This window comes from Croceibacterium soli, assembly GCF_009828065.1.
Lineage (GTDB): Bacteria > Pseudomonadota > Alphaproteobacteria > Sphingomonadales > Sphingomonadaceae > Croceibacterium_B > Croceibacterium_B soli.
Map to the genome: position 1 here is coordinate 173,846 of NZ_WTYK01000003.1, position 18,015 is coordinate 191,860.

An 18,015-nucleotide genomic window follows, 5' to 3' on the forward strand; every position below is an offset into this window, starting at 1 on the left:
CGCGCCTCCTGGTGCAGCGCTTGCGGCGGGCCCCCTCCACCGCGCTGCGCGCGGTCCCCCTCCCCGTGCCGGGGAGGATTTAGTGCAGCTCATCCGAACTTCTCCATGAACAATCGCGCCGCTTCGGTTTCGGCCTCCTGCTTGCTCGAGGCGACCGCCTCGACTTCGCCGACTTTGTGCACGCGCACGCGCACGGTGAACTGGGCCGCATGGTCCGGCCCGGACCGGTCTATGACTTCATACTCCGGCGGCTTGCGGCGGTTTCCGGCGGCCCATTCCTGCAGCGCGCTTTTGGGATGCTTTGCGCGACCGGCGCTGCCGGCTCCGGCCTTTTCCCAGATCGTCCGGATCACCGACGCGGTCGCCGGGAAGCCGCTTTCCAGGAAGCTGGCGCCGAGCATGGCTTCCATGATGTCGCCGAGAACGTTGTCGCTGTCGTGCGCCCCGTCGTCGCGCGCCTGCTTGCCCAGGCGGATATGATCCGGCACGCCGATCTCCCGGGCAACCTGGGCGCAGAGGCTGCGGCTGACGAGCGCGTTCAGGCGCTGGGCCAGCTCGCCTTCGGCCCCGTCACCCTGGCGGTACAGCGACTCGGCTGTCGCCAGGCCGAGTACCCGGTCGCCGAGGAACTCGAGCCGCTGGTAATCGCGCGCCGCGCCGGTGCTGCCGTGAGTCAGCGCTTCGATCCACAGCGCTTCGTCGTTGACCGTAAAGCCGAGGCCTTCGAGCCAGGCGCGGCTTTCACCCAGCTTGCTCACAGCTCGTTCCCGATCCGGTGCCAGCGTGCGGCGGTGAACCAGCTGACCGGGTTGATCCAGCTCGACGTCCCATCGGTCGAGAAGGCGATGAAGCTGGCGCGGCCGACCACGTTCTCCACCGGCACCAGGCCGATACCGCCGCCGGGCGCCGCCGGGAAGCGGCTGTCCTGCGAATTGTCGCGGTTGTCGCCCATCAGGAACAGGCTGCCTTCGGGCACGATCACCGCCTGCGTGGTGTCCTGCGGCATCAGCCCGAAATCGACCACGGTGTAGCTCCGGCCGCCGGGCAGCGTCTCGCGGAACTGCGGATAGCTGCAGACGGGCGTGCCGTCCGGCGCCTTCGCGCGGAAGCGTTCCACCCGGCAGGCGTTGTAGGGCGTGATCGGCGCCACGAAATCGCCGATGCGCTGTCTTCCGATCGGCTGGCCGTCGATGTGCAGGACGCCGGCCACCATCTGCACGGTATCCCCCGGCAGGCCGACCACGCGCTTGATGTAGTCGGCGCGGTCCAGCGGGTGCTTGAACACCACGATGTCGCCCCGTTCGGGCGTGCTGCCGAGGATCCGCCCGGTGTCCGGCCCGATATCGAAGGGCAGGGAAGCGCGGGAATAGCCGTAGGGCCACTTCGCGGTGAACAGGTAATCCCCGACCATCAGCCGCGGCAGCATCGATTCGCTGGGGATCGAGAACGTGCTGAACACGAAAGTGCGGAACACCAGCACCACGATCACCAGCTTGATCAGAAACCAGAGGAAGCTGCCTTCCTCCTTCTTCGCCGCGGCAGGGGCGGCTGCGTCTTTCGAGCGAATGGGGGGCGTTGCGGTGTCGTTCAAGTGGGTTACCGGTTCCAAAATCCTGTCCGGTCGCCTAGCCCATCCTGCCTCGGCAAGGAAAGGACACAATTTTGACCGACCCGCGCGTCGCCGCCTGGAAATCGCTCGAACTTCAGCCCGACCGCTCCTTGACGGAGCTTTTTTCCGGCGATCCGGACCGGGTGGGCAAGCTGGCCACGCGTTGGGAGATCGGGGAGGGCGCCGGCATCCTGTTCGACTGGTCGAAGACGCACCTGACCGATTTCCTGCTGGCCGACTTCGAAGCGCTCGCCGATGCGGCTGGCTTCACCGAGATGCGCCGCCGCCTGTTCGCCGGCGAGGTGGTCAACCCGACCGAGAACCGCGCCGCCGAACATTCCGCGCTGCGCGGCGTCGGCAAGGACAGCAGTGTCGAGGAAGCCGCCGCCTTGCGCGAGCGGATGAAGCTGCTGGTCGAAGCGATCCACGAAGGCGCGCTGGGGGAAGTGAAGCACCTGATCCACATCGGCATCGGCGGCTCCGCGCTCGGCCCGGCGCTGGTCGTCGATGCGCTCGGGCGGGATTTCTCGCTCGTGGACGTGCATGTCGTGTCGAACGTCGACGGGGTGGCGCTGGAGGATGCGTTCGCCGCCTGCGATCCGGCAACGACCCTGATCGCCGTCGCCAGCAAAACCTTCACCACTATCGAGACGATGATCAACGCCCAGAGCGCCTTGAAGTGGCTCGGCGAGAACGGCGTGGACGATCCCTCCGGCCGGGTGATCGCGCTCACTGCTAGTCCCGAGAAGGCGGTCGAGTGGGGCGTCGACGAAACGCGCATCCTGCCGTTCTCCGAAAGCGTCGGCGGGCGTTACTCGATCTGGTCTTCGATCGGCTTCCCCGTTGCGATCGCGGTCGGTTGGGAAGATTTCGAGGCGATGCTCGCCGGGGCGGCGGCGATGGACGTGCACTTCCGCGACACGGACGCGCGGGCGAACCTGCCGCTGCGCGCCGCGTTCGCAGACCTGCTCTACGCCCGCGTGAAGGGCGCCGAGACACGCGCGGTGTTCGCATACGACGAGCGGCTGCGGCTGCTGCCGAGCTATCTTCAGCAACTGGAGATGGAGTCCAACGGCAAGAGCGTCACCGCCGGCGGCGATCTGGTCGAAGGCCCGACCGCGCCGATCACCTGGGGCGGCGTCGGCACCGACGCGCAGCACGCCGTGTTCCAGTTGCTCCATCAGGGGACCCACCTCGTGCCGGTGGAGTTCGTCGCCAGCATCGCGCCCGGCGACGTGCTCGATCCGGCGCATCACCGCATCCTCCTGATGAACTGCTTCGCGCAAGGCGCAGCGCTGATGGCCGGGCGCGAAAGCGGCGATCCCGCGCGCACTTATCCGGGCGATCGCCCGAGCGCGACGATCCTGGCCGACGACTTCGACGCCGGCACGCTCGGCGCGCTGATCGCCTTTTATGAGCACCGCACGTTCGCCGGCGCCGTGCTGATGGGCATCAACCCGTTCGACCAGTTCGGCGTGGAGCTGGGGAAGGAGATCGCCAACAGGATCGAGAGGGGCGGCGAGAGCTTCGATGCCAGCACCGAAGCGCTGCTGGCGGCGGCGGGGCTTTCCTGAACGTCCTCCCCGCGCGGCGGACCCCCTTGCGGAGCGACACTTATGATAAGCCGCGTTTGGGAAAGATATGATGCCGTGACTAGGCATTAAATGTGTTAATGTCGGTCCATCGTCGTGAGGATAACTCGGTGAACGGCGACTGAGAGATGCGTGTGCTCCCGCCAAGTAGGAGAGCTATCGTGTCCACCACAGTTTCCGCACTCGATCAGATGATCCACAAGTTGAGCGGGCGATCCGCTTTGACTGGCGAGGACAAGGAGGCGATCCTTTCCTTGCCTCACACGATCCGTTCGTATCACGCCGCGACCTATGTCGTTCGTGAGGGCGAGCCGCCGCCGAACCATTGCAGCTTCATCCGCTCCGGCTTCGCGGTTCGCCAGAAGATCACGGCGCAAGGGGCGCGGCAGATCATGTCGTTGCACCTGGTCGGCGACTTCATCGATCTCGAGCACTTGTTCCTGAACATCGCCGACCACAACGTGCAGGCGCTGACGGAGCTGGAGGTTGTCGCGATCGACCGCCGGGCGCTGGAGTCGCTGGTGCTGGCCCGGCCCAACATAGCCCGCGCGTTGTGGATCGATGCCCTGGTCGATGCCTCGATCTATCGCGAATGGGTCACGAACGTCGGCCGCCGGGCAGCCCCTGCGCGGATAGCGCACGTGCTCTGCGAAGTGGCACTGCGGATGCAGGCTGCCGGGGTCTCCACGAACGGCGGCTTCGAACTGCCGCTGACTCAGGAACAGCTCGCGGATGCCGTCGGCCTCACGCCGGTGCACGTCAACAGGACGCTCAAGGCTCTCGTGGCCGATGGCATCCTGCACCGCGACAAGCGCTACATCAGCTTCACCGACTGGAATCGCACCAAGGAGGTGGCCGATTTCAACGCGCTGTACCTGCACCTCGAACAAGCGAAGCCGGCCTAGCCCGCGCCCGAGCGGCTACGGGCAGATCGGGCTCGTCACGCGGCCGATCTCACCGCTGCGGCGGGTGTCAGGAGCCAGTAACCGCCGTCGGAGGCGCACTTGATTCGCCCGAGCGAGCGGCCGTCCTCGAACAGTTCGGCCTCCCTGCCGCGGCATTCCTTTTCGGCACGGAACAGGGCCGAATCGGGGCCGAGCGCCTCGAATTCGATCCGGCGAGTGCCTCGCGGCCCATCCTCCAACAGGATAAGCTCGTAGTGTCGTGTCGTGGTTGGCCTGGACCTGTTCATGCGAGGGGCCCCTGTGAAGCCCTTGCAACATCTACGTTTTCGGCCGGCCCGAACACATCCTAGGTTATCCCCGGAAAAAAATTCCGGTCAGGGGGTTCCCGGCCGAGGCGCTTCGTGACCGGGCATGGGCAAGAGCAGACCGATCAGCGGCAGAACGATCATCCCGCCGCCGGACGCCGCGAGCGCGGCGGCGACGCCGTAAACTTCCGCGAAATGGCCCCACAACCAGCTGCCGAGCGCGATCCCGCCGAAGGTCAGGCTGGAGACCAGCGCCACGATCCGCCCGACCACCTCGCGCGGCGCCCAGAGCTGCCCGGCGACCGAAAAGCCCGACAGCGCCTGGACCCAGCCGGCTCCCGCGACGACCAGCAGGAACAGCATCGGCACCAGCCCGGGTTGGAGCGCCACGCCCAGGCAGCCGAGGCCGTAAACGATCCCCGCGGTACGGATGATCGCCTCGGCGCTGAAGCGCGCACGAAACCAGGTGCTGGTCAGCGCGCCGATCACTGCGCCCGCGCCGAGCGCGCCGAGCAAAAGTCCGTAGACCGCCGAACCTTCGCCGAGCAGGTCCGCGGCGACCAGCGGCATCAGCGCCCAGGCTGCCGCTCCGGTCAGGGTGAACGTCAGCGCGCGCAGCAGGATCGTGCGGATCTGCGGGGAGGCGAGAGCGAAGCGGAAGCCCTCCGCGATAACCGGCAGCAGCCGCCTGCGCTCCTTCGCCGGCTCCGCCGCCGGCCGCCAGCGCCACAGCACGGCGATCGCCATGAGATAGCTCAGCGCATTCGCCACGAACGCCGCTCCCGCCCCGCCCAGGGAGACGATCGCGCCGCCAAGGGCAGGTCCGGCCGTCCGCGCGAAGTTGAACGCGAGGATGTTGAGCGCCACGGCCGCCGCCAATTCCGCGCGCGGGACGATCCCGCCGATCGACGCGGCGAGCGCCGGGTTGAACACGGCGACCCCGGCGGCAAGCAGCGCCGTCAGCCCGACGATCGCCAGCGGCGGCGTGATCCCGGCGAAAGTCAGCGTGACCAGCAGCAGCGAGACCGCGAACATCGCCGTCTGCGCCAGCAGCATGACGGTGCGCTTGTCGAACATGTCGGCCCAGGCGCCGGCGGGCAGGGCCAGCAGCATGATCGGCAGGTTGACCGCCGTCTGCACCAGCGCGACGACGTCGGCCGGCTGACCGGTGGCGGTCATCTGCCACGCAGCGCCGACGGACTGCACCGCATTGCCGAAATTCGACAGCAAGCTGCCGACAAGGATCAGCGCGAAGGCGCGGTAGGCAAGCGGGGTGAAGGTGGTTGATCCAGGCATCGCGCGCTTCTGGCGCGCGAACCCGCACACCGCAAGCGAGCCGCTGTTGGCAAGCGCCGCCCCACTCGCCATATCGCGGCCCACGCAACGGAGCTCAGCACATGGCCAATTACGACTACGATCTCTTCACCATCGGCGCCGGCTCCGGCGGGGTTCGCGCGAGCCGCGTGGCCGCGGCGCACGGCGCGAAAGTCGCGGTTGCGGAGGAGTATCGGGTCGGCGGCACATGCGTGATCCGCGGCTGCGTGCCCAAGAAGATGCTCGTCTACGGCGCCCACTTCGCCGAGGACCTGCAGGACGCAAAAGCCTTCGGCTGGACCACGGAGGGCGCCACATTCGACTGGATCACCTTGCGCGACAACGTGCTCAAGGAGGTCGACCGGCTGAACGGCCTCTACGGGCAGACGCTCGGCAACCACGGCGTCGAGATCATCCAGCAGCGCGCCACCGTCACCGGGCCGAACGAGGTCACACTGGCGGACGGGACGAAGAAGACCGCGCGCTACATCCTGATCGCCGTCGGCGCGCGGCCGCACGTCCCGTCATGCCCCGGCAATGAGCTCGGCATCACCAGTAACGAGGCTTTCCATCTCGACGCGGTACCTAAGCGGATCCTGATCGCCGGCGCGGGGTACATCGCCAACGAGTTCGCCGGCATCTTCAACGAGTTCGGCGCCAAGGTTACGCTGATCAACCGTTCCGACCAGCTCCTGCGCGGCTACGACGAGTCGATGCGCGACCGCCTGCTGCAGATCTCCACGATGAAGGGGATCCAGTTCCGCTTCAACGCCGAATTCCGCGGCATCAGCAAGAACGAGGACGGCAGCTTGACCGTCTCGATGACCAATCACGACGACATGGAAGTCGATTGCGTCATGTTCGCCACCGGCCGCCTGCCCAATACCGAAGGGCTGGGGCTGGATACGGTCGGGGTGGAACTGGGCAAGCGGGGCGAGATCAAGGTCGACGCGTATTCGCGCACGAACGTCGAGAGTATCTATGCCGTGGGCGACGTCACCGACCGGGTGCAGCTCACGCCCGTGGCGATCCGCGAGGGCCAGGCGTTCGCCGACACCGTGTTCGGCAACAAGCCGACCATTGTCGACTATTCCTGCGTGCCGAGCGCCGTGTTCAGCCACCCGCCGATCGCCGGCGTCGGCATGACCGAAGGCGAGGCGCGCAACCAGCTCGGCTCGGTGAAGGTCTACCAGTCCGACTTCCGCCCGATGAAGAACGTCCTCGCCGGGCGCAACGAGCGGTCGCTCTACAAGATCATCTGCGAAGGCGACGCCAACGAGCGGATCGTCGGCATCCACATGATCGGGCCGGAAGCGCCGGAGATCATGCAGGCCGCCGCGATCGCCGTGAAGGCGGGGCTGACGAAGGCCGACTTCGACGCGACCGTGGCGATTCATCCGACTATGTCTGAAGAGTTGGTGTTGATGCGGTAGGGGGCAGGGGGTTGGGGAGCGGCTGCCGGCCCTCATCCAACTTCGACTAAGCCCCTGCGGGGCTAAGTCTCCGTATCCTTCTCCCACCAGTGGGAGAAGGAGTGAGGCGCGCAGCCGGCTAAGGTCTCCTTCTCCCACTAGTGGGAGAAGGATAGCGTAGCTTGCCGGCTTGCCGGCTAGCGAAGCTTGGATGAGGGCCCGCCCGCTTAGCCGCAGTTGGATGAGGGCCCACCGCCCTCAACCACCTAGCCGCAGTTCGATCAACGCCCGCCACCCCCAACCACTTGCCCCCGCCCTCCGCCCCGGTTACGCCCGCAACCAAAGCGTAACATTCGGGGGATGTCCGTGTCGGCCAATATCGCAGAACTCGAACGCCGCCGCGCCGCCGCCAAGTTGGGCGGGGGTGAGAAGCGGATCGCGGCACAGCATGCCAAGGGCAAGCTGACCGCGCGCGAGCGGCTCGAGGTCCTGCTCGACGAAGGCAGCTTCGAAGAGCTCGACATGTACGTCGAGCACAATTGCGTCGACTTCGGCATGCCCGAGCTGACGTATCCCGGCGACGGCGTGGTCACCGGCAGCGGAACGATCAACGGCCGGCTGGTCTACGTCTACTCGCAGGATTTCACCGTCTTCGGTGGTTCGCTGAGCGAACGGCATGCGCAGAAGATCTGCAAGATCATGGACATGGCGATGAAGGTCGGGGCGCCGGTGATCGGCCTCAACGACAGCGGCGGCGCGCGCATCCAGGAAGGCGTCGCGAGCCTGGCCGGCTATGCCGAAGTGTTCCAGCGCAACGTGCTCGCCAGCGGGGTTGTGCCGCAGATCAGCCTGATCATGGGGCCGTGCGCCGGCGGGGCGGTCTATTCGCCGGCGATGACCGACTTCATCTTCATGGTGAAGGACAGCTCCTACATGTTCGTCACCGGGCCGGACGTGGTCAAGACGGTCACCAACGAGGTGGTGACGCAGGAAGATCTTGGCGGCGCGGTTACCCACACGACCAAGACCGGGGTGGCCGACTGCGCGTTCGAGAACGATATCGAGGCGCTGCTCGCCGCCCGCGACTTCGTCAGCTACCTGCCGTGCGACAACCGTTCGGGGGTGCCCGAACTGCCCAGCAGCGACCCGTGGGACCGGATCGAGGACAGCCTCGACACGCTGGTCCCGGCGAACGCCAACCAGCCTTACGACATGCACGAACTCGTGCGGAAGGTGCTGGACGAAGGCGAGTTCTTCGAGATCCAGCCGCTCCACGGCGCGAACATCATCTGCGGCTTCGGCCGGGTCGAGGGGCGCACGGTGGGTGTCGTCGCCAACCAGCCGATGGTTCTCGCCGGCGTGCTCGACATCAACGCCAGCCGCAAGGCCGCCCGCTTCGTGCGCTTCTGCGATGCGTTCGAGATCCCGATCCTGACGTTCGTCGACGTGCCCGGCTTCCTCCCCGGCACCGCGCAGGAGCACGGCGGGATCATCAAGCACGGCGCCAAGCTGCTGTTCGCTTATGCCGAGGCGACCGTGCCCAAGATCACCGTGATCACCCGCAAGGCTTATGGCGGGGCCTACGACGTCATGGCCAGCAAGCACTTGCGCGGCGATCTCAACTACGCCTGGCCCACCGCCGAGATCGCGGTGATGGGCGCCAGGGGCGCGGTGGAGATCATCTTCCGCTCCGATCGCGGCGACCCCGAGAAGATCGCGGAGAAGACCAGGGAGTACGAAGACCGCTTCGCAAACCCGTTCGTGGCGGCGTCCAAGGGCTTCATCGACGAGGTGATCTATCCGCATTCGACCCGGCGGAGGATCGCGCTGGGGCTGCGCAAGCTGCGGAACAAGAAGCTCGAGAACCCGTGGAAGAAGCACGACAACCTGCCGCTGTGAGCTTTCTCCCGTCACCCTGAACTTGGTTCCGTCACCCTGAACTTGTTTCAGGGCCCATTTCTCCACCAGCACCGTCGCGGCAGCGGAGGGATGGATGCTGAAACAAGTTCAGCATGACGAGAGTAATGGTTCGTCGCCCCGGACTTGATCCGGGACCGCTGGCCACCAGATTCGGTCCAGGAGGCCAGCGATCCCGGCGTTCGCCGGGATGACGGGAGCTATGTATGCCCAGCATCTTCACCATCGGCTACCAGCAGGCGACGCAGCCGGCGGTCCTTTCGGCGCTACGAGAAGCCGGCGTGGAGGTCCTGGCGGACGTTCGTGCGCGGCCGCTTTCGCGCAAGCCGGGGTTTTCGAAGACGTCGCTCAAGGCCGCGGTCGAGGAAGTCGGGATCGAGTACCGCCATTTCCGCGACGTCGGCACGCCTCCGGAGGGCCGTGAGGCCGCGCGCAAGGGCGACTATACGACGCTGGCCGACGTTTACGCTGGGCAGTTGGAGCTGCCCGAGGCGCTCGCCGCGATGGCCGAGCTGCGGGCGCTGGCGCTGGAGAAGCGCACGTGCCTGCTGTGCTTCTGCCGCGAGGCGCAGAAGTGTCACCGCTCGCTGCTGATCCACGCAGTGCTGCAGGACTTCGACGAAGTCGATCTGGAGCCGGTGCTGGTCACCTGACGGAACGCCCGCCGCGCAGGCGCATTGGCGGCAGGTATGCCCACTCTCCACATCGGAACCTACGGCAAGGACGGCGGCGCCGGCCTCGTGCCGCTGACGCTCGCCATCGATGGGACGCTGGCGTGCGGTGATGCTTATGCCGAAGCCGAGAACGCTTCGTTCGCGGCCAGCGGGAACGGCCTGGTCTACCTCGTGGACGAGCGCGAGGAGGGGGCCGTCAACGTGCTGTGCCGCGAGGGCGAGAGTTGGCGGCATGTCGCGCGCGTCCCGAGCGGCGGCGAGGAGCCGTGCTACGTTTCGCTTTCGCCCAATGGCCGGCGGCTCGCGGTCGCCAACTACGCCAGCGGCAGCGCGGTGCTTTACGGGCTCGACGAGGCAGGGCTGCCCGTCTCCCCGCCGGCACTGTTCCGCAACGATGGCAGCGGACCGAACGCGGAACGGCAGGAGGGCCCGCACGCCCACTGCGTTCGCTTCTCGAATGACGGAACTGCGCTCTACATGGTCGATCTGGGAGCGGACCAGGTCCTCCGCCTGCCGCTCACCGAAGAGGGCTTCGGCGAGGTAAGCGTCGCCTGGACCGCCCCGGCGGGATCGGGCCCGCGTCACCTGCTCTTCCACCCCGATCGCCCACTGGCGCTGCTGCTCAGCGAGCTTGCGGCCAGCCTGACGCTGCTCTCGGAAGGGCCGCTCGGCTTCGAAACGCGCCAAACGCTTTCCACGGCTCCGGAAGACTTCACCGGCGAGAACCTTGGCGGGCATCTCGTGCTGAATGCCGACGCGTCTCGTGTCTACGTTTCGAACCGGGGCCACGATTCGCTGGCGGTGTTCGCATTGGCGGACGAGCGCCTGGAACTGCTCCAGCACATAGCCAGCGGCGGCCGTCACCCGCGCCACTTCGTGCTGCTCGAGGATGAGCGCAAGCTCGTGGTCGCGCACGAGAAGGACGGCTGCGTCGCCGGCTTCGACGTCGCGCCTGACGGAACCCTGCTCGGGCCGACCGGCAGCATCCGAGTACCCGGCGCCTGCTCGGTCGTAGCCTGAGGGGCCGCTTACGCCCGCTGCAGTTCCTCGTCGAGGAACCGGGCGACGTCGTCCAGCGAGACGTCCTTGTCGAGGAATGCCTGCCCGATTGCCGCAAGCAGCACGAAGGGCAGGGTGCCGGCGTCCATCTTCTTGTCGTGAAGCATGTGCGCGGCCAGCGCCTTGCCGTCCGCGTCGAGGCCAAGAGCGGCGATCTCGCTCGGCAGCCCGGAAGCGGCGATCGCGGACGCGACGCGCTCGGCATCCGCATCGGAGATGTACCCGCGCCGCGCTGAGTAGCGCGCCGCCAGCACCATCCCCAGGGCGACGGCCTCGCCGTGCAGCAGGCGGTCGGAAAAGCCGGTTTCCGCTTCGAGAGCGTGGCCGAAGGTGTGGCCCAGGTTGAGCAGCGCGCGCTTGCCGGTGGTTTCGCGCTCGTCCTCGGCGACGATGCGGGCCTTGGCCTCGACGCTGGCGGTGACGGCGCGTTCCTGCCGCACCCGGTCGCCGGCGAGCATCTCGGCCCCATGCTCCTCGCACCAGGCGAAGAACTCCGCATCGCCGAGTGTGCCGTACTTGATCACCTCGGCATAACCGGCGCGCATCTCGCGCTTGGGCAGGGTGGTGAGGGCGTCGAGGTCGGCCAGCACCAGCGCGGGCTGGTGGAAGGCGCCGATGAGGTTCTTGCCGGCGGCGGTGTTGATCGCCGTCTTGCCGCCGACGGAGCTGTCGACCTGGGCGAGCAGCGTGGTGGGCAACTGGATGAAGCCACAGCCGCGCTTGAGGACCGATGCGGCAAAGCCGGTGAGGTCGCCGATTACGCCGCCGCCCAAGGCCACGATGTGGTCCCCGCGCTCGACTTCCTCGGCCAGCAGCCAGTCGGTCACCCGCTCCAGCCCCTGCCAGGTCTTCGCGCCTTCGCCGGGATCGAGCACCAGCCAGCGCGGCTCGTGCCCTGCCGCCAGCAGCGCCTGCGCCACCGGCTCCTGCCAGTGCCGGGCCACGTTGGCGTCGGTCACGATCGGCACCCGTTCCTTGCGCAGCAACGGCCCGCACTGGGCCGGAAGGTCTGCCAGCAGGCCGCTGCCGACGCGCACTTCGTAAGCGCGTCCGGCGAGGGCGACGGGAATCACTGCCATTTGTCGAGCTCCTGCACGATCCGCGTGACCGCTTCTCCGTGCGGTCCGCTGTTGCTGAGAATATGGATCGGCGCCTGCGCATAGAACGGCTCCCGCTCCGCCTTCAGGCGGGCGATGATCTCGCGCGGATCGCCGCCCCGCAGCAGCGGACGGGTGTCCCTGCGGCCGACCCGTTCGACCAGGGTGTCGACGTCGCTGTCGAGCCAAATGGCGATGCCGCGGTCGAGGATCAGCTTGCGCGTTTCCTCCTGCGCGAAAGCGCCGCCGCCGGTGGCGATCACTTTGGCGCCGCCTTCCATCAGCCGGGCGATGACGCGGCGTTCGCCGTCACGAAAGTAGCTTTCGCCGAAGCGTTCGAAGATCTCGCTCACCCTCATCTGCGCGGCTTCCTCGATCTCGTCGTCGGCGTCGCGGAACTGGAGGCCCAGCAAGGCGGCGAGCTTGCGGCCGACGGTCGACTTGCCGACGCCCATCATCCCGACCAGCACGATCGGGCGATCGAGCCGGCTGACGAGCTCGCGGATTTCCCCGTCGCTCAGGCTCGGATGGTCGATGGTCATTGCCGCATGCGCTATAGTTAGGCTAGGCGGCGGCGCAAGGATTGCCGGATGGGACGCAAACGGATCTTGACCGCACTCGCGCTAATCGCACTTGCCGTGCTCGCCTTCGCCTGGATCGACGGTGGGAGGGAGACGCAGCGCATGATCGAAGAGCCCGTGGCTCAGCCCGAGGGATCGCAATGAGGCATTCGTTGAGGCGGGCCGGTTGGCTGAGCGGCGCGGTTCTGGCTGTCAGCTCGACGCTGGCGCTGGCCGCCCCTGAATCGCTGCTCCCGCCGATCTTCGAGGAACCCGCACCCGCGCCGACGCGAGCCCCGGCTCCGCGCCCGACCGCCGCACCGGCCCCCGGGCCGGCGCCCGTGCAAACGTCCTCTCCCGTGATCCAGGCGCTGCCCAACGCCCGGCCTGCACAAGAAACCGGCGACGTCGTCGTGCCGCCCGATTTCCCGAGCCTCGCGGAAATCGAGGCGATGGACCCCGACGACATCGACGAGCTGTTCGGCCTCAAGCCGAAGTACGACATCCCGCCGGGCGCCCAGCGCGCGCTGAGCCGCGTCGGCGTGATCGGCTCGGGCGAGGGCGGCTTCCCGTCGCGCTCGCTGGCCGGTCAGCCCGCTTCGCTGGTGCGGGCGGCGCTTGCCGGAACGCGCGGTCCGCTGGTCTCCCGCTGGGGTCATGTCCTGCTGCGCCGCGCCGTGGCGAGCCGGCTCGACGCGCCCAGGGGCATGGACCCCGTCCAATTCGCGGCCCTGCGCGCGGCCTTGCTCAACCGCATGGGGGAAAGCGCCGCCGCCCGGGCGCTGGTGCAGGACGTCGATTCGGCGAACTACAACGCCGGCCTGGCCGCTGCCGCCTTCAACGCCTACCTGGCGACCGGCGACATCCTCGGCATCTGCCCGGTGGCCCAGCTCAAGAGCGATCTCCACGAGGACGATCCGCAGTGGCAGATGAGCCGGTCGATCTGCGATGCGTTCGACGGCGACGCTCGCAGCGCCACGCGCGAGCTCCATCGCGCCCTTTCACGCGGGATCGCGCCGCGTATCGACGTGCTGCTGGCCCAGCGTTATGCCGGCGCCGCGGGCGAGGGCCGGCGTTCGGTCACCATCGAGTGGGACGGCGTCGAGGAGATCACCCCGTGGCGCCTGGCGCTGTCGCGCGCGCTCGGCGTGGAAGTGCCCGAGGAACTGCGCTCCGGCATGAGCAACGCCCTGCTGCGCAACGACGCGCTCTATCCGGCGGCGCCGATCCCGCAGCGGGTCGCGGCCGCCGATCTTGCTGCGCGATCCGGCGTGCTCTCCTCCGCCGCGATGGTGGATCTCTATTCGCAGCTCTGGTCCGATCCTGAGATCGAGGATGGTGAGAAGGCGGAAGCAGGGCGTCTGCGCGAGGCTTATGTCGCACGGAGCGCCCAGGAGCGGCTGGACGCAATTCGCGCGCTCTGGGGCAGCAGCGAGCCCGAGTACGGCCGCATGGTGCTGACCGCCTATGCCGCGGCGCGGATCCCGGTGAACGAGGAGTTCGCCGACGATGCGGCCCCGCTGATCGCCTCGATGCTCACCGCCGGGCTGGACCGCAACGCCATGCGCTGGAGCGATGTCGTCGCGACCGGCAGCGAAGGCTGGGCCCTTCTCGCGTTGGCGCGGCCCGGACAGGCTTCGGTCTCGAGCGGTGCGGTCGACAGCTTCCTGGACGATGATGCCAGTTCCGAGCAGCGCAAGTCGCGGTTCCTGGTAGCAGGGCTGGCAGGCCTCGGGCGGCTCGATTCCGGCGATGCGAACAACTTCTCGGACCGGCTGGGATTCGATCTCAGCCGCGCCACCAAGTGGAGCCGCGCGATCGATCTCGCGGCGGAACACCGCAATCCTGCGCTGGTCGCGCTGCTCGCCGGTCTCGGCATGCAGGGCAGCGGCTGGGACAAGATGACTGCGCGGCATCTGTTCCACATCGTCCGCGCCCTGGACCGGGTCGGGCTGAACGCCGAAGCCCGCATGATCGCCGCCGAGGCAGTGGCGCGGGCGTGATTCCGCGTCGTCCCGGACCTGATCCGGGACCGCTGGCCGCTTGGCCTGGCCAGGAGGCCAGCGATCCCGGCGTTCGCCGGGATGACGAGCCGGGTTGGTGATGCAGTATGGCTGACCCTGTCGACGCCTTCCTCGCGATTCTCGCTGCAGAGCGCGGGGCGGCGGCGAACACCTTGGCGGCTTATCGGCGCGATCTCGAAGGGGCCGGGGACCTGATCGGCGATCTCGCGGCGGCCGAGCGCGAGGATCTCGCCCGGCTGGCGCAGGAATGGGCGGATCTCGCGCCCACCACCGTGGCCCGGAAAGCTTCGGCGCTGCGCCAGTTCTACGGCTTCCTGCTCGACGAGGGCCTGCGGGACGACGATCCATCGCCGGCCCTGCCGCGCGCCGCCGCACGGCGCCCGCTGCCGAAGATACTTTCGCACGCCGAGGTCGAGGCGCTATTCTCCCGCGCCGAGCTGGAGGCGGAAAGCGACCGGCCTGAATCGCTCCGGCTGCTCGCTTTGCTCGAGCTCCTCTACGGCTCGGGCCTGCGCGCGACCGAGCTGGTCTCGCTGCCGCTCGCCTCGGTGCCGCGCGACGCGCCGTTGCTGACGATCAGCGGCAAGGGCGGGCAGCAGCGCATGGTGCCGATCTCCGGCCGCGCCAGGCAGGCGCTGTCGCGCTGGCTGGCGGTGCGGCCGGAGGGGAAGTTCCTGTTCCCTTCGCGCGGCAAGCATCTGACCCGGGTACGGCTGTTCCAGCTCCTGAAGGAACTCGCCGCTCGCGCCGGTCTCGATCCGGCCCGGCTTAGCCCGCACGTGCTGCGGCACGCTTTCGCCACGCACCTGCTGGAGGGCGGAGCCGACTTGCGCGTCCTGCAGACCCTGCTCGGCCATGCAGACATCGCCACCACGCAGATCTACACCCATGTCGATGCCGCGCGGCTCGTTGCGCTGGTAAACGAACGGCATCCTCTTGCCGAGCGAAGCCGTCGCGACTAGCGCAGCGGGATGATTTCCTACCTCGAATTCGAAAAGCCGGTGGCGGCGCTGGAGGCGCGGATCGCCGAGCTGCGCGCCGCCTCCCAAGGTGAAGATGTCGACATTTCGGCCGAGCTCAAGCGGCTCGAAGCGAAAAGCGCCGACTTGCTGGTCAACACCTACAAGGCGCTGACTCCATGGCAGAAGACGCAAGTGGCCCGGCACCCGGCGCGGCCGCATTTCAGCGACTATGTCGAGATGGTGTTCGACGACTTCGTGCCGCTGGGCGGCGACCGTCATTTCGGCGAAGACGAAGCGATCCTCGGCGGTTTCGCGACCCTTCGCGGGCGCAAGATCATGCTGATCGGCCACGAGAAGGGCCGCGATACGCAGAGCCGCATCCGCCACAACTTCGGCATGGGCAAGCCGGAAGGCTATCGCAAGGCGATCCGCCTGATGGACATCGCCGGCCGATTCGGCCTGCCGGTGGTGACCCTGGTCGATACGTCGGGTGCTTTCCCTGGGATCGAGGCGGAAGAGCGCGGTCAAGCCGAAGCCATCGCCCGCTCGACCGAAGCCTGCCTGGCGCTGCCGACGCCGATGATCGCCACGATCGTCGGCGAGGGGGGCTCGGGCGGCGCAGTGGCGCTGGCCAGTGCCGAGCGGGTGCTGATGCTTGAACACGCGGTCTATTCGGTGATCTCGCCCGAAGGCTGCGCCTCGATTTTGTGGCGCACCGCCGAGAAGGCCCCGCAAGCGGCCGAAGCGATGAAGGTAACTGCGCAGGACCTGGCGGAACTCGGGGTCATCGACCGGATCGTCGGCGAACCCATCGGCGGCGCTCACCGCGACGCGGCGGCCACTGCGCAGGCGCTCGGCGACGCGCTGGAGGAAGAGCTCGATGCTCTTTCCGGCAAGAGCGCCAAGCAGTTACGACGCATTCGCGAGGACCGCTTCCTGCGCATCGGTGAGCACAAGCCCCGCCGGGAGAAGCGCCGCTCGGGAACATAGGTCGGCAAGCCGTGTTCCCCAGAGGATGAAAATAAGCGGCCGAAACGCGCCGCACATCCTCAAGGAGCTCCCATATGCCCAGCCGATTCGTCGCGAAGACCCGCTTCTTCGCTCTTGCCGGTGCAGCTTCGGTCGCGCTTGCCGCCTGTGCGTCGGTCCCCGGATCAAACGTCGCCGCCGGCGCGCCGATAACGCCTGCCGAAGCTCAGATGGGCCGCGAGTATCACCCGCAGTTCGTCGCCGAATTCGGCGGCGAGATGACGGGCGCCCAGGCCAGCTATGTCCAGCAGGTGGGACAAAACATCGCGGTCCAGTCGGGGCTCGGCAATGCGCAGTCCGACTTCAAGGTCACCCTGCTCAACAGTTCGGTCGACAACGCCTTCGCCGTGCCGGGCGGCTACGTCTATGTGACCCGCCAGCTCGTCGGCCTGATGAACAACGAGGCGGAACTCGCCGGCGTGCTCGGACACGAGGTCGGCCACGTCGCGGCGCGGCATTCGGCCCGGCGCCAGCAGGCCGCACAGCGCAACCAGTTGCTGGGCGTCCTCGGACAGGTCCTTTCGGGCGCGGTGTTCGGCAACAGCGCGCTGGGTCAGCTGGGCCAGCAAATCGCCGGAACGGCTCCGCAGCTCGCTACGCTGAGCTATTCGCGCAACCAGGAGATCGAGGCCGATCAGCTCGGCGTCACCTACCTTAGGCGGGCCGGATACGATCCCCGCGCGATGGCCACGGTGCTGCAGAGCCTGGCGGCGCAGAACGCGCTGAATGCACAGCTGCAGGGGCGCGATGCCGCGACGATTCCCGAATGGGCCTCGACCCACCCCGATCCCGCCGGGCGGGTGCAGAATGCCGCCCAATTGGCCGCCGGCGGTACCGGCGTCACCAATCGCGACACGTTCCTGTCCCGCATCGACGGGCTGCTTTACGGCGACGACCCCAAGCAGGGGATGATCGAGGGCCGCAGCTTCATCCATCCGCAATATCGCCTGGCCTTTACCGCGCCGCAGGGCTTCTACATGGTGAACAGCACGCGCGCTGTGTCGATCAACGGCGACAGCGGCCGGGCGCAGCTCACCACGGCGGCCTACAACGGTAACCTGTCGAACTATATTGCGAGCGTGTTCCAGCAGATCGGCGGCCAGCAGGCCCAGCTCCAGCCGCAGAGCATTCAGCAGACCACCGTCAACGGCATTCCGGCCGCTTACGGCATCGCTCGGGTCGCCAGCGGCCAGCAGCAGGTCGATGTGGTGGTGTTCGCCTACGAGTTTTCGAACAATCAGGCGTTCCACTTCCAGGCCATAGCCCCGGCCGGACAGTCGGGCGTGTTCAACCCGATGTTCCAGTCGATGCGGCGGATCAGCACGGCCGAGGCGGCGCAAGTTGTTCCGCGGCGGATCGATGTCGTGACTGCCGGCAGCCGCGACACGGTGGCCACGCTGGCCGCTCGCATGGGCTATGCCGACGCGCAGGAACAGCGGTTCCGGGTGCTCAACGGCCTGTTCGGCAACCAGGGCGTCGTGCCCGGACAAAAGTACAAGATCGTTGTTCGGGCGAGCTGAGCAGGCAAAAGAAAAGGGCGGCAGGTTGCCCTGCCG

The 18,015-nt window shown here is 67.7% G+C and carries 17 protein-coding genes; 11 read left to right on the forward strand and 6 right to left on the reverse strand.

The features are described 5' to 3' along the window. Positions 1-89 precede the first annotated feature (89 nt). Together rnc and lepB are read right to left on the reverse strand one after the other, a co-directional pair. On the reverse strand, positions 90-758 hold the full coding sequence (gene rnc / locus GRI75_RS06640) for a ribonuclease III (protein WP_160746181.1): 669 nt from the start codon (positions 756-758) through the stop codon (positions 90-92). Then, entirely contained in the window at positions 755-1,591 is an 837-nt protein-coding gene (gene lepB / locus GRI75_RS06645) for a signal peptidase I (RefSeq protein ID WP_160746182.1), read from the reverse strand. Before lepB ends, rnc begins: the two co-directional genes overlap by 4 nt. A gap of 71 nt (positions 1,592-1,662) precedes the next feature. On the opposite strand from lepB, the gene pgi reads away from it, so the two are divergent. Both pgi and GRI75_RS06655 read left to right on the forward strand, forming a co-directional pair. After that, positions 1,663-3,183, forward strand: a complete 1,521-nt coding sequence (pgi, locus tag GRI75_RS06650; RefSeq protein ID WP_160746183.1) for a glucose-6-phosphate isomerase — start codon at positions 1,663-1,665, stop codon at positions 3,181-3,183. A 179-nt stretch (positions 3,184-3,362) separates the two neighbouring features. Further along, positions 3,363-4,106: a Crp/Fnr family transcriptional regulator gene (locus GRI75_RS06655; RefSeq protein WP_328597942.1), complete on the forward strand. Its 744-nt coding sequence runs from the start codon at positions 3,363-3,365 to the stop codon at positions 4,104-4,106. A 35-nt stretch (positions 4,107-4,141) separates the two neighbouring features. On the opposite strand, the gene GRI75_RS06660 is transcribed toward GRI75_RS06655, so the two are convergent. Together GRI75_RS06660 and GRI75_RS06665 are read right to left on the reverse strand one after the other, a co-directional pair. Next, positions 4,142-4,393, reverse strand: a complete 252-nt coding sequence (locus tag GRI75_RS06660) for a hypothetical protein (RefSeq protein ID WP_160746185.1) — start codon at positions 4,391-4,393, stop codon at positions 4,142-4,144. A gap of 87 nt (positions 4,394-4,480) precedes the next feature. Beyond that, complete coding sequence (locus GRI75_RS06665) at positions 4,481-5,707, reverse strand: MFS transporter (protein ID WP_160746186.1); 1,227 nt, start codon at positions 5,705-5,707, stop codon at positions 4,481-4,483. Between the two features lie 101 nt (positions 5,708-5,808). Here GRI75_RS06665 and gor point away from each other — a divergent pair, with 101 nt between their 5' ends. The 4 genes from gor to GRI75_RS06685 all read left to right on the forward strand — a co-directional run bounded on the left by gor (position 5,809) and on the right by GRI75_RS06685 (position 10,748). Further along, complete coding sequence (gene gor, locus GRI75_RS06670; protein WP_160746187.1) at positions 5,809-7,158, forward strand: glutathione-disulfide reductase; 1,350 nt, start codon at positions 5,809-5,811, stop codon at positions 7,156-7,158. A 339-nt stretch (positions 7,159-7,497) separates the two neighbouring features. Continuing rightward, positions 7,498-9,036 carry an acyl-CoA carboxylase subunit beta gene (locus GRI75_RS06675; protein ID WP_202389630.1) on the forward strand — a complete coding sequence of 513 codons (1,539 nt, stop codon included), beginning with the start codon at positions 7,498-7,500 and terminating at the stop codon, positions 9,034-9,036. A gap of 224 nt (positions 9,037-9,260) precedes the next feature. Continuing rightward, positions 9,261-9,707: a DUF488 domain-containing protein gene (locus tag GRI75_RS06680; RefSeq protein ID WP_160746189.1), complete on the forward strand. Its 447-nt coding sequence runs from the start codon at positions 9,261-9,263 to the stop codon at positions 9,705-9,707. Positions 9,708-9,743: 36 nt separating this feature from the next. Next, complete coding sequence (locus GRI75_RS06685; protein ID WP_160746190.1) at positions 9,744-10,748, forward strand: lactonase family protein; 1,005 nt, start codon at positions 9,744-9,746, stop codon at positions 10,746-10,748. Between the two features lie 8 nt (positions 10,749-10,756). Here the strand turns inward: GRI75_RS06685 and aroB are convergent, their stop codons facing one another. Both aroB and GRI75_RS06695 read right to left on the reverse strand, forming a co-directional pair. Beyond that, positions 10,757-11,866 carry a 3-dehydroquinate synthase gene (aroB, locus tag GRI75_RS06690; RefSeq protein ID WP_160746191.1) on the reverse strand — a complete coding sequence of 370 codons (1,110 nt, stop codon included), beginning with the start codon at positions 11,864-11,866 and terminating at the stop codon, positions 10,757-10,759. After that, a complete protein-coding gene (locus tag GRI75_RS06695; protein WP_202389631.1) occupies positions 11,857-12,426 on the reverse strand; it encodes a shikimate kinase in 570 nt (189 codons plus the stop codon). The genes aroB and GRI75_RS06695 overlap by 10 nt, the downstream gene beginning before the upstream one ends. Before the next feature lie 48 nt (positions 12,427-12,474). Between GRI75_RS06695 and GRI75_RS14675 the strand changes: the two genes are divergently transcribed. The 5 genes from GRI75_RS14675 to GRI75_RS06715 all read left to right on the forward strand — a co-directional run bounded on the left by GRI75_RS14675 (position 12,475) and on the right by GRI75_RS06715 (position 17,979). Beyond that, on the forward strand, positions 12,475-12,609 hold the full coding sequence (locus tag GRI75_RS14675; RefSeq protein ID WP_268891499.1) for a hypothetical protein: 135 nt from the start codon (positions 12,475-12,477) through the stop codon (positions 12,607-12,609). Beyond that, entirely contained in the window at positions 12,606-14,447 is a 1,842-nt protein-coding gene (locus GRI75_RS06700; protein WP_160746192.1) for a hypothetical protein, read from the forward strand. Before GRI75_RS14675 ends, GRI75_RS06700 begins: the two co-directional genes overlap by 4 nt. A 107-nt stretch (positions 14,448-14,554) precedes the next feature. Continuing rightward, positions 14,555-15,430, forward strand: a complete 876-nt coding sequence (locus tag GRI75_RS06705) for a tyrosine recombinase (protein WP_160746193.1) — start codon at positions 14,555-14,557, stop codon at positions 15,428-15,430. Positions 15,431-15,439: 9 nt separating this feature from the next. Next, complete coding sequence (locus GRI75_RS06710; protein WP_160746194.1) at positions 15,440-16,420, forward strand: acetyl-CoA carboxylase carboxyltransferase subunit alpha; 981 nt, start codon at positions 15,440-15,442, stop codon at positions 16,418-16,420. 74 nt (positions 16,421-16,494) lie between these two features. After that, a complete protein-coding gene (locus GRI75_RS06715; RefSeq protein ID WP_160746195.1) occupies positions 16,495-17,979 on the forward strand; it encodes a M48 family metalloprotease in 1,485 nt (494 codons plus the stop codon). Positions 17,980-18,015 lie beyond the last annotated feature (36 nt).

Excerpts from the sequence above, each read along its gene's own strand:
- GRI75_RS06660 (WP_160746185.1), bottom strand. The coding sequence starts at position 4,393 with ATGAACAGGTCCAGGCCAACCACGACACGACACTACGAGCTTATCCTG.
- GRI75_RS06665 (WP_160746186.1), bottom strand. The coding sequence starts at position 5,707 with ATGCCTGGATCAACCACCTTCACCCCGCTTGCCTACCGCGCCTTCGCG.
- gor (WP_160746187.1), top strand. The coding sequence starts at position 5,809 with ATGGCCAATTACGACTACGATCTCTTCACCATCGGCGCCGGCTCCGGC.
- GRI75_RS06675 (WP_202389630.1), top strand. The coding sequence starts at position 7,498 with ATGTCCGTGTCGGCCAATATCGCAGAACTCGAACGCCGCCGCGCCGCC.
- GRI75_RS06680 (WP_160746189.1), top strand. The coding sequence starts at position 9,261 with ATGCCCAGCATCTTCACCATCGGCTACCAGCAGGCGACGCAGCCGGCG.
- GRI75_RS06685 (WP_160746190.1), top strand. The coding sequence starts at position 9,744 with ATGCCCACTCTCCACATCGGAACCTACGGCAAGGACGGCGGCGCCGGC.
- aroB (WP_160746191.1), bottom strand. The coding sequence starts at position 11,866 with ATGGCAGTGATTCCCGTCGCCCTCGCCGGACGCGCTTACGAAGTGCGC.
- GRI75_RS06695 (WP_202389631.1), bottom strand. The coding sequence starts at position 12,426 with ATGACCATCGACCATCCGAGCCTGAGCGACGGGGAAATCCGCGAGCTC.
- GRI75_RS14675 (WP_268891499.1), top strand. The coding sequence starts at position 12,475 with ATGGGACGCAAACGGATCTTGACCGCACTCGCGCTAATCGCACTTGCC.
- GRI75_RS06700 (WP_160746192.1), top strand. The coding sequence starts at position 12,606 with ATGAGGCATTCGTTGAGGCGGGCCGGTTGGCTGAGCGGCGCGGTTCTG.
- GRI75_RS06705 (WP_160746193.1), top strand. The coding sequence starts at position 14,555 with ATGGCTGACCCTGTCGACGCCTTCCTCGCGATTCTCGCTGCAGAGCGC.
- GRI75_RS06710 (WP_160746194.1), top strand. The coding sequence starts at position 15,440 with ATGATTTCCTACCTCGAATTCGAAAAGCCGGTGGCGGCGCTGGAGGCG.
- GRI75_RS06715 (WP_160746195.1), top strand. The coding sequence starts at position 16,495 with ATGCCCAGCCGATTCGTCGCGAAGACCCGCTTCTTCGCTCTTGCCGGT.